The sequence below is a fragment of the Xanthobacter dioxanivorans genome, assembly GCF_016807805.1.
GTDB classification, from domain to species: Bacteria; Pseudomonadota; Alphaproteobacteria; order Rhizobiales; family Xanthobacteraceae; genus Xanthobacter; species Xanthobacter dioxanivorans.
Window position 1 is genome coordinate 4,884,039 of sequence record NZ_CP063362.1, and the last position, 13,084, is coordinate 4,897,122.

Annotated in this window: 11 protein-coding genes; 4 read left to right on the top strand and 7 right to left on the bottom strand. The window is 68.6% G+C overall.

Translation table 11 applies throughout. From position 1 onward, the window contains the following. Nucleotides 1–89 precede the first annotated feature (89 nt). Both EZH22_RS22790 and EZH22_RS22795 read left to right on the top strand, forming a co-directional pair. Nucleotides 90–2,882 carry a valine--tRNA ligase gene (locus EZH22_RS22790; RefSeq protein ID WP_203192692.1) on the top strand — a complete coding sequence of 931 codons (2,793 nt, stop codon included), beginning with the start codon at nucleotides 90–92 and terminating at the stop codon, nucleotides 2,880–2,882. Further along, nucleotides 2,882–3,580 (top strand): DUF2459 domain-containing protein, encoded by a 699-nt coding sequence (locus tag EZH22_RS22795; RefSeq protein WP_203192693.1) that lies wholly within the window; start codon nucleotides 2,882–2,884, stop codon nucleotides 3,578–3,580. Before EZH22_RS22790 ends, EZH22_RS22795 begins: the two co-directional genes overlap by 1 nt. Here the strand turns inward: EZH22_RS22795 and EZH22_RS22800 are convergent. The 7 genes from EZH22_RS22800 to EZH22_RS22830 all read right to left on the bottom strand — a co-directional run bounded on the left by EZH22_RS22800 (nucleotide 3,574) and on the right by EZH22_RS22830 (nucleotide 11,219). After that, on the bottom strand, nucleotides 3,574–4,944 hold the full coding sequence (locus EZH22_RS22800) for a glutamate--cysteine ligase (protein WP_203192694.1): 1,371 nt from the start codon (nucleotides 4,942–4,944) through the stop codon (nucleotides 3,574–3,576). The genes EZH22_RS22795 and EZH22_RS22800 overlap by 7 nt on opposite strands. 107 nt (nucleotides 4,945–5,051) lie before the next feature. After that, on the bottom strand, nucleotides 5,052–5,918 hold the full coding sequence (kdsA, locus tag EZH22_RS22805) for a 3-deoxy-8-phosphooctulonate synthase (protein WP_203192695.1): 867 nt from the start codon (nucleotides 5,916–5,918) through the stop codon (nucleotides 5,052–5,054). 63 nt (nucleotides 5,919–5,981) lie between these two features. Continuing rightward, nucleotides 5,982–6,299, bottom strand: a complete 318-nt coding sequence (gene sugE / locus EZH22_RS22810; RefSeq protein ID WP_203192696.1) for a quaternary ammonium compound efflux SMR transporter SugE — start codon at nucleotides 6,297–6,299, stop codon at nucleotides 5,982–5,984. Nucleotides 6,300–6,476: 177 nt separating this feature from the next. Further along, a complete protein-coding gene (locus EZH22_RS22815) occupies nucleotides 6,477–7,355 on the bottom strand; it encodes a VOC family protein (protein ID WP_203192697.1) in 879 nt (292 codons plus the stop codon). Nucleotides 7,356–7,568: 213 nt separating this feature from the next. Next, nucleotides 7,569–9,197 (bottom strand): CTP synthase, encoded by a 1,629-nt coding sequence (locus EZH22_RS22820; RefSeq protein ID WP_203192698.1) that lies wholly within the window; start codon nucleotides 9,195–9,197, stop codon nucleotides 7,569–7,571. Between the two features lie 108 nt (nucleotides 9,198–9,305). Next, nucleotides 9,306–9,722: a preprotein translocase subunit SecG gene (gene secG, locus EZH22_RS22825; RefSeq protein ID WP_203192699.1), complete on the bottom strand. Its 417-nt coding sequence runs from the start codon at nucleotides 9,720–9,722 to the stop codon at nucleotides 9,306–9,308. A 198-nt stretch (nucleotides 9,723–9,920) separates the two neighbouring features. Continuing rightward, the gene (locus tag EZH22_RS22830) at nucleotides 9,921–11,219 is read right to left on the bottom strand and encodes an NCS2 family permease (RefSeq protein ID WP_210352029.1); all 1,299 of its coding nucleotides are present in this window, start codon (nucleotides 11,217–11,219) and stop codon (nucleotides 9,921–9,923) included. 172 nt (nucleotides 11,220–11,391) lie between these two features. Here EZH22_RS22830 and EZH22_RS32440 point away from each other — a divergent pair, with 172 nt between their 5' ends. Next, nucleotides 11,392–12,573: a M23 family metallopeptidase gene (locus EZH22_RS32440; RefSeq protein WP_203192701.1), complete on the top strand. Its 1,182-nt coding sequence runs from the start codon at nucleotides 11,392–11,394 to the stop codon at nucleotides 12,571–12,573. Then, nucleotides 12,570–13,076 carry a hypothetical protein gene (locus EZH22_RS22840; protein ID WP_203192702.1) on the top strand — a complete coding sequence of 169 codons (507 nt, stop codon included), beginning with the start codon at nucleotides 12,570–12,572 and terminating at the stop codon, nucleotides 13,074–13,076. The genes EZH22_RS32440 and EZH22_RS22840 overlap by 4 nt, the downstream gene beginning before the upstream one ends. The last annotated feature ends 8 nt before the right edge of the window (nucleotides 13,077–13,084 follow it).

A 13,084-nucleotide genomic window follows, 5' to 3' on the forward strand; every position in this document is an offset into this window, starting at 1 on the left:
GCAGACCTGTCCCGTCCGGTGCGGGCGTGGAGCCGGGCGCGGCGCGGTGCGCTTGCGCCGGGCCGAGCGCTTCCGCGGAGCCTGAGTTCATGCTGGAAAAAGTCTTCGATCCCGCCGCCGTTGAAGAGCGCATCGCGCAAGCCTGGGACGAGGCCGGCGCGTTCCGCTGCGGCCGTCCCGAGCGCAAGGACGCGGAAGGCTTCTCCATCGTCATTCCGCCGCCGAACGTCACCGGCTCCCTGCACATGGGCCATGCGCTCAACAACACGCTGCAGGACGTGCTGGCGCGGTTCGAGCGCATGCGTGGCAAGGACGTGCTCTGGCAGCCCGGCACCGACCATGCCGGCATCGCCACCCAGATGGTGGTGGAGCGCCAGCTGATGCAGCAGCAGCTGCCCGGCCGGCGCGACATGGGCCGTGCCGCCTTCATCGAGAAGGTGTGGGCGTGGAAGGCCGAATCGGGCGGCACCATCGTCAACCAGCTGAAGAAGCTCGGCGCCTCCTGCGACTGGTCTCGCGAGCGCTTCACCATGGACGAGGGCCTTTCCCGCGCCGTGCTGAAGGTGTTCGTGCAGCTCTACCGCGAAGGGCTGATCTACAAGGACAAGCGCCTCGTCAACTGGGACCCCAAGCTGATCACCGCCATCTCCGACCTGGAGGTGGTGCAGGTGGAGATGAAGGGCAATCTCTGGCACCTGCGCTATCCCATCGAGGGCGAGAAGGACCGCTTCATCACCGTCGCCACCACCCGGCCTGAGACCATGCTGGGCGACACGGCGGTGGCGGTGCATCCGGAGGACGAGCGCTACCGCGACCTCATCGGCAAGAACGTGATCCTGCCGCTGGTGGGCCGGCGCATCCCCATCGTGGCGGATGCCTATTCGGACCCGGAGAAGGGCTCGGGCGCGGTGAAGATCACGCCGGCGCACGACTTCAACGACTTCGAGGTGGGCCGGCGCCATTCCCTGCCCATGATCAACGTGCTCGACGCGGAAGCGCGCATCGACGCCACCGGCATCCGCGACGACTATGCCGAGCGCGCCGAGGCCTATGTGGACGACCCGGACGCCTCCGGCCTGCTCACCCAGTTCCAGGGCCTCGACCGCTTCGCCGCGCGCAAGCAGATCGTCGAGCTTTTGACCGGCCTCGAACTGCTGGAGAAGATCGAGCCGCACCAGAACATGGTGCCGCACGGCGACCGCTCCAATGTGGTCATCGAGCCGTGGCTGACCGACCAGTGGTACGTGGATGCAAAAACCCTCGCCCAGCCGGCGCTGGCCGCCGTGCGCGAGGGGCGCACCACCTTCGTGCCGAAGAACTGGGAAAAGACCTATTTCGAATGGCTGGAGAACATCCAGCCCTGGTGCATCTCGCGCCAGCTTTGGTGGGGTCACCAGATCCCCGCCTGGTACGATCCCTTCGGCAACGTGTTCGTGGCCGAGGATGAGGATGAGGCGTTCGAGCAGGCGCTCGCCCACAATGTCGGCAACGAAAGCCTCTCCACCGAGGAGGCCGAGGCGCTGATGGCCGACGCCGACCGGCGCGCCCAGTTCCTCACCCGCGACGAGGACGTGCTGGACACCTGGTTCTCCTCGGCCCTGTGGCCCTTCTCCACCATGGGCTGGCCGGACGAGACCGCCGAGCTGAAGAAGTTCTACCCCACCTCGGTGCTGGTGACCGGCTTCGACATCATCTTCTTCTGGGTCGCCCGGATGATGATGATGGGCCTGCACTTCATGGACGGCGAAGTTCCGTTCAAGGACGTCTACATCCATGCCCTCGTCCGCGACGAGAAGGGCGCCAAGATGTCGAAGTCCAAGGGCAACGTCATCGACCCGCTCGACCTCGTGGAGAAGTATGGCGCCGACGCCCTGCGCTTCACCCTCGCCGCCATGGCGGCGCAGGGACGCGACATCAAGCTCGCCACCTCCCGCGTCGAGGGCTACCGGAACTTCGCCACCAAGCTCTGGAACGCGGTGCGCTTCGCCCAGATGAACGGCTGCGCCCGGGTGGAAGGCTTCGACCCGGCCAAGGTGGAAGGCACCCTCAACCGATGGATCATCGGCGAGGCAACGCGTGCGACTTCAGAGGTTTCCGAGGCGATCCTCAACTATCGCTTCAACGAAGCCGCCGGCGCCGTCTACCGCTTCCTGTGGAACGTGGTGTGCGACTGGCACCTGGAACTGGCCAAGCCCCTCCTCTCCGGCCCGGATGGTGCGGCCAAGGACGAGACCCGCGCGACCACGGCCTACGTGCTCGACGTGGCCATGGCCCTGCTGCATCCCTTCATGCCGTTTCTGACGGAGGAGCTGTGGGCGGAGACCGGCAAGGACGGCCCGGCCCGCACCAGCCTGCTGGCGCTCGCCTCCTGGCCGGACCTGTCGGGTCTGGAGGCGCCGGACGCCGAGGCGGAGGTGGGCTGGGTGGTGGACCTCGTGACCGAGATCCGCTCGGTCCGCGCCGAGATGAACGTGCCGGCGGGCGCCCAGGTGCCGCTGGTGCTGGTGGAGCCGGGCGCGGAGACCCGCGCCCGCGCCGCCGCCTGGGACGACGCCATCCGCCGCCTCGCCCGCCTGTCGCAGGTCACCATCGCCGACACCGTGCCCGGCGAGTCGGTGCAGATGGTGGTGCGCGGCGAAGTCGCCGCCCTGCCATTGGCCGGTGTCGTGGACCTCGCCGCCGAGCTCACCCGCCTGCGCAAGGAAGAGGGCAAGCTCGACCAGGAGGTGGCCCGCATCGACGCCAAGCTCGGTAACGAGAGCTTCGTCGCCCGTGCGCCGGAAGAGGTGGTGGAGGCCGAGCGCGAGAAGCGGGACGAATATCTCCTGCGCAAGGAGAAGGTCCGCGCCGCCATCGCCCAGCTCTCGGGCGGGGCGGCCTGATGCGGCGGCGAGCGCTCCTCGCCGTCTTCGGCGGAGCGCTCGCCGCACTCGTCCTCCTGTTTTTCCTCACCGACCTTCCGGCCCGGCGCGATCCCGGCGCCGGGCCGGCCGACATTGCCGTGCTGGTGGTGGACCACGGCTACCATGCCGGCCTCGTCCTGCCCCGCGCCCTTCTGGCGGACCGGGCGGCCGCTCTCGGCCTGCCCCTGCTGCGGCAGGTGGCGGAGCGGTTCATCGCCTATTCCTGGCTGGAAATCGGCTGGGGCGACGAGGGCTTCTACCGTCACGTCCCCACCGCGTCAGACCTCACCTTGCCGCTGGTGGCGCAGGCCCTGTTCGGGCGCGACAACCCGTCCGTGCTGCATGTGGCGGGCGTGTTCGATCCCCGCGTCTTCTTCGGGGCGTCGGACCTGGTGCGGCTCCAGGTCTCCCGCGAGGGCTTCGACCGGGTGGCGCGCGCCATCGAGGCGACGCTCGCGAAGAGAGGGGACAGGCGGCCAGAGGAGCTCGGTCCCGGCCTCTACGGCCCCAGCCTGTTCTTCCGCGCGGTGGGCGCCTATCACCTCACCCAGAACTGCAACCATTGGATCGCCCGGCTCCTGAACGATGCGGGCTTCCCCGTCTCGCTCGCGGCGGCAACGGCCTCCGCGGGGCTGATGGCGGACCTGCGCTGGCGCAGCGGGGCGAAAGCTCAGTAAGCCAGCGCCTGGAACACCGGCTCCACCGAGCCGTCCCATTCGCCGTGAAACTTCTCCAGCAGTCCCTCGGCCGGCGAGCGGCCGGTGAGCACCGCCTCTTCCAGCGGTTCGAGGAAGCGTGTCTCGTCGCGGCCCAGGCGATCGTGGAAGCCGCGCCGCTTGAGCCCGGCCTGCGACAGGCCGAGCACGCTGCGGGCGACCTCCCGCAGCGGCCGGCCGCCGATCTCCGCCTTCAGCGCGAGACGCGGGACGTCATCCCGCAGCTTCTGGCGCTCCTGCGCACTCCAGTCCTTCACCAGGTCCCAGGCGGCATCCAGGCTCTGCTGGTCGTAGAGCAGCCCCACCCAGAAGGCCGGCAGCGCGCACAGCTTGGCCCACGGGCCGGCATCCGCTCCGCGCATCTCCAGGAAACGCTTCAGCCGCACCTCCGGGAAGATGGTGGAGAGGTGGTTGATCCAGTCGGACAGGGTCGCGGTCTCGCCGGGAAGCAGCGGATGGCGGCCGGCGAGGAGATCACGGAAAGAGGTGCCGGCCACGTCCACATAGGCGTCGCCGCGCTTGACGAAATACATGGGCACGTCGAGCGCGTAGTCCACATACTGCTCGAAGCCGAAGCCCTCCTCGAAGGCGAACGGCAGCATGCCGGAGCGCTCGTTGTCGGTGTCGCGCCAGATCTCCGAGCGGAAGGAGAGGAAGCCGTTGGGCTTTCCCTCGGTGAAGGGCGAGTTGGCGAAGAGCGCGGTGGCCACCGGCTGGAGGGCGAGGCCCACCCGCAGCTTCTTCACCATGTCGGCTTCGCTGGAGAAGTCGAGGTTCACCTGCACGGTGCAGGTGCGGAACATCATGTCGAGCCCGAGGCTGCCCACCTTGGGCATGTAGTTCGCCATGATCTTGTAGCGGCCCTTGGGCATCACCGGCGTCTCGGAGCGCGTCCATTTCGGGCTCATGCCGATGCCGAGGAAGCCGATGCCCAGCGGCATCGCCACCTCCCGCACCTGGGCGAGGTGGGCGTTCAGCTCCGCGCAGGTCTCGTGGATGGTGGAAACCGGCGCGCCGGACAATTCGAACTGCCCGCCCGGCTCCAGCGAGATGGCCCCGCCCCCGGTCACGTCGGCGAGGCCGATGATGGTGGGGCCCTCCATGATGGGCTCCCAGCCCAGCAGCATGCGCATGCCCTCGAGCAGCTGGCGGATGCCCTTCGGTCCCTCGTAGGGCACCGGCTCGTGGCGGGCGAGGGTGAAGGGGATCTTCTCGTGCTCGGTGCCGATCCGGAACGCCCGCACCGGTTTGGACCCTTGTTCCATCCAGGCGACGAGTTCGTCGCGGTCAACGATGGGGGTCGCATCGAGGGTGTCGCGGGCCATACGGAATCTCTTCGAGAATAAGGGCGCGAGACCATACACGGCACCTCGGCCACGGCAAACAATCCAGCCACGGCCGCGCCACAATCGCGGCAAAGCCCAAGCTGTGTTCAAATGGTGACGGGATGCGCCTTCGCAACCGCATCGAAGGACTGAAGTAGCGCGATGAGCGGCTCCAGCTGGGCGAGCGGCACCATGTTCGGTCCGTCGGAAGGGGCGCGGTCGGGGTCGGGGTGGGTCTCGATGAACACGGCGGCGACCCCCACCGCCACGGCGGCGCGGGCGAGCACCGGCACGAACTCGCGCTGGCCGCCGGAGGAGGTGCCCTGCCCACCCGGCTGCTGCACCGAGTGGGTGGCATCGAACACCACCGGCGCGCCGGTGGTCTTGGCCAGGATCGGCAGGCCGCGCATGTCCGAGACCAGGGTGTTGTAGCCGAAGGAGACGCCCCGCTCGGTCACCAGCACCCGCCCGTTGCCGACGCCGGTCAGCTTGTTGACCACATTGGCCATGTCCCACGGGGCGAGGAACTGCCCTTTTTTCACGTTCACCACCCTGCCCGTGCGGGCAGCGGCGACGAGCAGGTCGGTCTGCCGGCACAGGAAGGCGGGGATCTGCAGCACGTCCACCGCCTCGGCGGCGGCGGCGCACTGGTCGATCTCGTGCACGTCGGTGAGCACCGGCAGGCCGAGGCTCTCGCGGATCTCGGCGAACACCGGCAGCGCGGCGTCGAGGCCCATGCCGCGTGCGGCTGCGAGCGAGGTGCGGTTCGCCTTGTCGAACGAGGTCTTGAACACAAGCCCGATGCCGCGGCGCTCGGCGATCTCCTTCAGCGCGGAGGCCACCTCCAGCGCGTGGGCCCGGCTCTCCATCTGGCACGGGCCGGCGATGAGGGCGAGGGGCAGGCCGTTGCCGATGCGCACGTGTCCCACCTCGACGATGGGCTGGGACGTGGCGGCGGGCGGTGCGGCATTCATGTGGTCATCCTTGAGAGCGGCGCCGCCGGGAGAACCCGGCGGCGCGCGAAACTAATCCCATCCTTACGGCGTGACCAGCTTCAGCCCCACGATCCCGACCGCGATCAGGCCGATGGAGAGAAGGCGCAGGATGTCGGTGGATTCGGAGAAGAACAGGATTCCCGCCGCCGCCGTCCCCACCGTTCCGATTCCCGCCCAGACCGCATAGGCCGTGCCGATGGGAATGCCCCGCAGGGCCAGCGACAACAGGAACAGGCTGACACCGATGGCCGAGAGGGTGAAAACGCTGGGCCACAGCCGGGTGAAGCCCTCGGAATGCTTCATGCCGATGGCCCAGGCGATTTCCGTCAGGCCGGCAACGAACAGGTAGATCCACGCCATGGGCGAACACCACGGGTGGCGGGGTCGTCCCCGCCGCTCGAGACTTGAGGAAACGCGGCCGTCCGCGCCCGGCGGGGGCAAGGCGCCCCTTTCCTCATTTAGACCTTGCCGCCTGCGTGGCCAGCCGGAGGCATGCACAAATGCGCGCCACCCGGCGGTGGCGCCGCGACGGGGGCATCATGCCGCGGCGGTGGCCTGCTCGAACACCAGCGTCGCGCCCAGCGCCGCGCGCGGCGGGACGACGACGACGCCCTCGATGGCTTCCTCCACCATGCGGCGCGCCGCCAGCGCCCGGCTCAGCTCTGCGACGCCCGGCGTTGTAAAGCGCACGGCGGCGAGGCGCAGTCCCTCCCCGCCGGGAGCGGGAACGCCGTAGCGCTCGGTGAAGAGGCCGCGGCTCATCACGTCCACATTGCCGCGCGGCGTCTCCCCCACGAACCACTCGGCGAGGGCGCGGCGCACCGGCGTTCCGGTGACGGTCTCGAGGAACGCCTGGTGCTGCGCCGGCACGTCCGCCACCAGCACCACGCCAGCCATCGCGGTCACCTGGTTGGAGTGGCGCTGCAAATCCGCCGACCAGAAGTTCTCGGGCCGGCTCTGGGTGCAGGTGAACAGGCCCACGTCCGGGCCGGCCGGATCGCGGGCGAAGGCCAGGCAGAAGCCCACCTCCACCTCCTGCCCGTCCGGACGGCGCGCGTTGCGGGCGAACTCGAACAGGTCGAAGCCGCCGAAGCCGGCCGCATCGAAGGAGGCTTTCTCCGCCGCGGGGTCTCTGCCCTCCAGGGCGAGCATGGAGAGCCCCTCCCCGTTCGTCTCCAGGAAGCCCTGGTTGAAAGCGCCGAACGAGAAGGCGGTCTCGGTGGCGGGGGGGATCTTTTCCGGCTCCACCACCTGGAGCAGCTCGATGAAGAAGCCGGGCGTCTGGATGATGCGGTTCTCGGTGCCCCACGGGTGCCGGTTGCGGGCCCCCACGGTGAAGCCCAGGAGATCGTAGACTTCACCTGCCGCATCGAGATCGCGGACGAGGTGCACCACATGGTCGAGGCCGCGTCGCATGGCTTCTCCTCTTGCCGGCATGCGCCGGGTCCTGCTCCAGGGCAGCAGCCGGGGCACGGATGAAAGGGAAGGAAGGACGCGTCGGCCCGGCCGGGCATCGCATCGCTTCGGTCGAAGACGGGCGATGATCCAGCCGCCCGCAACGGAGATTAATGCGGTACCGCTGAAGATGGAAACAACTTCAGGTAGAGGTTTCGATCTACCTTATTACCGTCAAACCAGCCGGCTCTGCTCCATCGCCGCCCCGATGAAGGACGCGAACAGCGGGTGCGGCTCGAACGGACGCGACTTCAGCTCCGGATGGAACTGCACGCCGATGAACCAGGGATGGTTGCCATATTCCACGATCTCCGGCAGCAGGCCGTCCGGCGACATGCCGGAAAAGCGCAGGCCGTGCTGCTCCAGGCGGTCGCGATAGGAGGTGTTCACCTCGTACCGGTGACGGTGCCGCTCGGAAATGTCCCGCGTGCCGTAGATGGATCCGACGCGGCTGCCGGGCTCCAGAAAGGCCTGGTACGCCCCCAGGCGCATGGTGCCGCCGAGATCGCCGGCCTGCGTGCGCCGTTGCAGCTCGTTGCCCTTGAGCCATTCGGTGAGCAGGCCGACCACCGGCTCGGAGGTGGGGCCGAACTCGGAGGAATTGGCGTTCTCGATGCCGGCGAGGTTCCGCGCCGCCTCGATCACCGCCATCTGCATGCCGAAGCAGATGCCGAGATAAGGCACGGCCCGCTCGCGCGCGAACTGCGCCGCGCGGATCTTGCCCTCCGCCCCGCGCTGGCCAAAGCCGCCGGGCACGAGGATGCCGTGCACGTGCTCCAGGAAGGGGGCGGGGTCCTCGCGCTCGAAAGTCTCGCTCTCGATCCAGTCGAGGTTCACCTTCACCTTGTTGGCGATGCCGCCGTGGGCCAGCGCCTCGATCAGCGACTTGTAGGCGTCCTTCAGCCCCGTGTATTTGCCGACGATGGCGATGGTGACCTCGCCCTCGGGATTGCGCACGCGGCCCTCGATGTCGGTCCAGCGCTTCAGGTTCGGCGCCGGGGCCGGCTCGATGTTGAAGGCGGCCAAGACTTCCTTGTCGAGCCCTTCCGCGTGGTAGGCGGATGGCACGGCATAGATGTTGTCCACGTCCCGCGCCTCGATCACCGCTGTCTCGCGCACGTTGCAGAACAGCGAGAGCTTGCGCCGCTCCTCGCGCGGAATCTCCCGGTCGGTGCGGCAGAGCAGGATGTCGGGCTGGATGCCGATGGAGCGCAGCTCCTTCACCGAATGCTGCGTCGGCTTGGTCTTCAGCTCACCGGCCGAGGGAATGTAGGGCATCAGGGTGAGGTGGATGAAGATGGCGTGGCCGCGGGGCAGCTCGTTCTTCAGCTGGCGGGTGGCCTCGAAGAAGGGCAGGCCTTCGATGTCGCCCACCGTGCCGCCCACCTCGATCAGCACGAAATCAAAGCCCTCGTTGCCTTCCAGCACGAAGTCCTTGATCGCGTTGGTGACGTGGGGAATCACCTGGATGGTGGCACCGAGATAGTCGCCCCGGCGCTCCTTGGCCAGGATGTCCTGGTAGATGCGGCCGGTGGTGATGTTGTCCTGCTTGGTCGCCGGCGTGCCGGTGAAACGCTCGTAATGGCCGAGGTCGAGATCGGTCTCGGCCCCGTCGTCGGTCACGAACACCTCGCCGTGCTGGTACGGGCTCATGGTGCCCGGATCGACGTTGAGGTAGGGATCCAGCTTGCGGAGCCGGACGGTGTAGCCGCGCGCCTGAAGGAGCGCCCCCAAAGCTGCGGAGGCGAGGCCCTTGCCCAGGGAAGACACGACGCCGCCGGTGATGAAGATATAGCGCGCCATGGGCCTCGACCTTACCTCGTGCAAACGCGATTCGGCGAGAGCGAAGCCGGGAAGGGCCTCGCCTCGCCTGTGGAGAAAGAAGATCGCCGCGAAACCGCGGCGATCGACTCACTTGGACTGCGGAACCTGGGGACCGCTCGGGGCGGCCGGAGCCACCGGCGCCGCGGGGGCGCCCTCGGGTGCCGGGGCACCCTGCGGACGGATCTGATCGAGAATGGAGCCGCCGCTCTGCGGCACCGAGGGACCGCTCTGGCCCTGGCTCGCCGGCTGCAGGATGGAGCGCGGCGCACGTCCCCAGCCGGCCACAATGGTGAGCGACAGGGACGTGATGAAGAAGATCAGCGCCAGCACCGCCGTCGCGCGGGTGAGCACGTTGGCCGAGCCGCGCGCGGTGAAGAAGCCGCCGCCAGAACCGCCGCCCCCGCCGCCAATGCCGAGTCCGCCGCCCTCGGAGCGCTGGATCAACACCACGCCGATGAGCGAAAGCACCACCATGAGGTGAATAACGATAAGAACCGTCTGCATGGAATCCATCACATTCGCGCCACGGCTTTCACGCCCGGCGCGCAGGTTGCGGGTGATCTACACGATCGGGCGCCCGGAGGGAAGGGTATCACCGCGGGTCTTCCCTGCGCGGCGCGCAGGGAAGCGGCTGTTCCGCCTGTGCGGCAGATCTTCAGCCTCGGCCCGGCGTCGCACCCCGGCCACAACCCGATCCCGCGCCTACTCCAGCGCCAGCAGCGCCAGGGAGGCGAGCGCGATCACCCATACCGCGCCGCTGATCCGCCGCCCGCACCCGGCGATGAGGTTCACGACCACATAGGTGATGAAGCCGAGGCCGATGCCGCTGGCGATGGAGAAGGTGAAGACCACCGCGAGCGCCGTGGCCGCGGCGGGCAGCGCCTCCGCCGCGTCGTCCCACGGCAGGTCGCGCATGGCGCTCACCATGGCGAGGGCGACGACCAGCAGCGCCGGGGCGGTGGCATAGGCCGGCACGGCGAGCGCCAGCGGCGCGAAAAGCAGGCAGGCGAGGAACAGCAGCGCCACCACCACGGCGGTGAGCCCGGTGCGTCCTCCCGCCTGGATGCCGGCCGCGCTCTCGATATAGGAGGTGATGGTCGAGGTGCCGAGCATCGAGCCGACGATGGCGCCCCCCGAATCGGCGATGAGCACCCGCCCGAGGCGCGGCACCGAGCCATCCGCGCGCATCAGCTTCGCCTTGTAGAGGGTGGCAATGAGCGTGCCCATGTTGTCGAGCATGACCAGGAGGAACAGGGCGGCGATCACCCCCACCATGCTGAGCCGCAGCACGCCGGCGATGTCCAACTGAAGAAAGGTGGGCGCGAGGGAGGGCGGCGCCGAGACGACGCCGGTGAAGGTCACCAGGCCGAGGGGCACCCCCGCCAGCGTCGCCGCGGCGACGCCGATGAGGATGGCGCCCGGCACCTCCCGCGCCGCGAGCCCGGCCATGAGCAGGAAGCCGCCGCAGGCGAGCAGCGTCGAGGGCGCCGCAAGGTTGCCGATGCCCACGAGGGTGACCGGATTGGCGACGACGACGCCCATGCCCTTCAAACCCAGCAGCGCCAGGAACAGGCCGATGCCCGTCCCCATGCCGAGCTTCAGCGACATGGGAATGGCATTGAGCAGCCACTCGCGCACCTTCAGCATGCTGAGGACGAGGAACATCAGGCCCGATACGAACACCGCGCCCAGCGCCTGCTGCCACGGCACGCCCATGCCCTGCACCACCGTGAAGGCGAAGTAGGCGTTGATCCCCATGGCCGGGGCAAGGGCGATGGGATAGTTGGAAATCACCCCCATCATCGCCGAGCCAAACGCCGCCGCAAGGCAGGTTGCGGTGAAGGCCGCGCCCGGGTCGATGCCGGCCTGGGCCATGATCTGCGGGTTCACCACCACGATGTAGGCCATGGTCAGGAAGGTGGTGAGGCCGGCGACGATCTCGGTGGAGATGGAGGTGCCGCTCTCCTTGAGCCTGAAGACCCGCTCCACGAACGCGCGCATGCGCCGCCTCCCCCTTGCCGCCGATGCCATGACTTTAGCAGCAGATCCCGGGCTCCTCGGCAAGGCGCGCGCGATGGGCCCCCGCCGGCGGTAGCCGGGCATGGCTTGTACAAAGGGGGCGGCTCAACCACCCTGCGCCCGCTCATCATCTTTGGGGGATATCGTGCGTCACATGATCTGCGTCCTGGCTGCGCTCGCCACGGCCACGCCCGCGCTGGCGCAGGCGCTGAAGTCGAACGAAGTCCTGAGCTCCATCGCGGTCGCGCCGATCAGCACCCCCAATCCCGTGCTCGGCGCCGACGGACGGGTGCACCTCGCCTACGAGCTTTTCGTCACCAATCCGAGCAAGCAGTTCGTCACCCTCGACAAGGTGGAGGCGGTGGACCCGGACGGGCGCCCCATCTACGGCCTCGACGGCGATGCGCTCGGCGCCATGGTCTCGGCCTATGCGGGTGGCGGCCGCACCCTGCCGCCGGGGGGCTCCGCCGCCGTCTTCCTGGATGTGACCTTCGCCCGCGACGTGCCGCTGCCCGAGCGCGTCCTCGCCCGCGTGCTGGCGACGCGCCAGGCCGCCGGGCCAGACGGCAAGCCGGTGCCGATGCCGGCCGATGCGCCCCTGCCCGCCACCTTCTCCTTCACCGGCGCCCCGACCGCCATCGGCAAGCCGGCGGTGGTTATCGCCCCGCCGCTGCGCGGCAAGGGTTGGGTCGCCATCAACGGCTGCTGCGACGCCATCACCTCCCATCGCGGGGCGATCATGGCGGTGAACGGACAACTGCGGGTGCCGGAGCGCTTCGCCATCGACTTCGTGCAGCTCAATGCCGAAGACCACCTCTTCACCGGCGATGTGCATGCCCTCAAGAGCTATGCCTATTTCGGCGCGCCGGTGCATTCTGTCGCCGACGGGGTGGTGGTGAACCTCTACGACGCCACCGGCGAGCAGGTGCCGGGCGGCGCCGCCAAGGGCATCAATCCGGAGAATATCGGCGGCAACATGCTGGTGATCGACATGGGCAGCGGCAATTTCGCCTTTTACGCCCACCTCCAGCCCGGCAGCCTGAAGGTGAAGCTGGGCGATAAGGTGAAAGCGGGCGACGTGATCGGCCTGCTCGGCAACACCGGCAATTCCACCGCGCCGCACCTGCATTTCCATGTGATGGACGGCCCCTCGCCGCTGGATGCCAACGGGCTGCCCTACGCCTTCACCGCGTTCCAGAGCCAGGGCGTGGTGCAGATCGACGGCGCGGACTTCTTCGACAAGCCGGTCGCCGCGACCATCGACCGCCGCCGCCTTGAGGGCCCGCGGCAGAACGCTTTGCCCCTCAACAACGAGGTGGTGGACTTCGGGCCGTGATCTTGTCCGGGCCGGCAGCCCGGAATATTCGGACGGCCGTTCAGCCTCGGGAGCAAGCCGGCATGTACGGAAAGGGCACCATCAGGGCTCTTACAGCGATTCTGGCGCTTGGCGCCGCGCCGGCCCAGGCATGCCAGTGCGTCCTGCCCCTGGACCCGGATGCCCGCCGAGATTTCATCATCGAGCGTGCGCAGACCGTCTTCAGCGGCCGGGTCCTGGCGATCCGCAAGATCAAGGGCCCGCCCGAGGTTGCGGGTGACGGCGTGATCGAGGCGGAAGTGGAAGTCGTCACTTTGGTGAAGGGAAACGCCAAGGGCACCGTCACCATCCGCACCTTGGCCGGTGACAACGGCGCCAATTGCGGCATGGGCGGTAAGGTTGCCGCCGCCTGGTCCTCCGGCGAACGGCTTGCCTTCGCCCTGGGGGCGGGCGAAGGCAAGCGCGGACGACGGATCTTCTGGGCCAACAGCTGCACGTCGGGACGGTTCTACATCCCGCCGTAGCCCACCGG

What these genes read in the sequence shown, in the direction of transcription:
- EZH22_RS22795 (WP_203192693.1), top strand. Translation starts at nt 2,882, where the DNA reads ATGCGGCGGCGAGCGCTCCTCGCCGTCTTCGGCGGAGCGCTCGCCGCA.
- EZH22_RS32440 (WP_203192701.1), top strand. Translation starts at nt 11,392, where the DNA reads ATGATCTGCGTCCTGGCTGCGCTCGCCACGGCCACGCCCGCGCTGGCG.
- EZH22_RS22820 (WP_203192698.1), bottom strand. Translation starts at nt 9,197, where the DNA reads ATGGCGCGCTATATCTTCATCACCGGCGGCGTCGTGTCTTCCCTGGGC.
- kdsA (WP_203192695.1), bottom strand. Translation starts at nt 5,918, where the DNA reads ATGAATGCCGCACCGCCCGCCGCCACGTCCCAGCCCATCGTCGAGGTG.
- sugE (WP_203192696.1), bottom strand. Translation starts at nt 6,299, where the DNA reads ATGGCGTGGATCTACCTGTTCGTTGCCGGCCTGACGGAAATCGCCTGG.
- EZH22_RS22800 (WP_203192694.1), bottom strand. Translation starts at nt 4,944, where the DNA reads ATGGCCCGCGACACCCTCGATGCGACCCCCATCGTTGACCGCGACGAA.
- EZH22_RS22790 (WP_203192692.1), top strand. Translation starts at nt 90, where the DNA reads ATGCTGGAAAAAGTCTTCGATCCCGCCGCCGTTGAAGAGCGCATCGCG.
- EZH22_RS22830 (WP_210352029.1), bottom strand. Translation starts at nt 11,219, where the DNA reads ATGCGCGCGTTCGTGGAGCGGGTCTTCAGGCTCAAGGAGAGCGGCACC.
- secG (WP_203192699.1), bottom strand. Translation starts at nt 9,722, where the DNA reads ATGCAGACGGTTCTTATCGTTATTCACCTCATGGTGGTGCTTTCGCTC.
- EZH22_RS22815 (WP_203192697.1), bottom strand. Translation starts at nt 7,355, where the DNA reads ATGCGACGCGGCCTCGACCATGTGGTGCACCTCGTCCGCGATCTCGAT.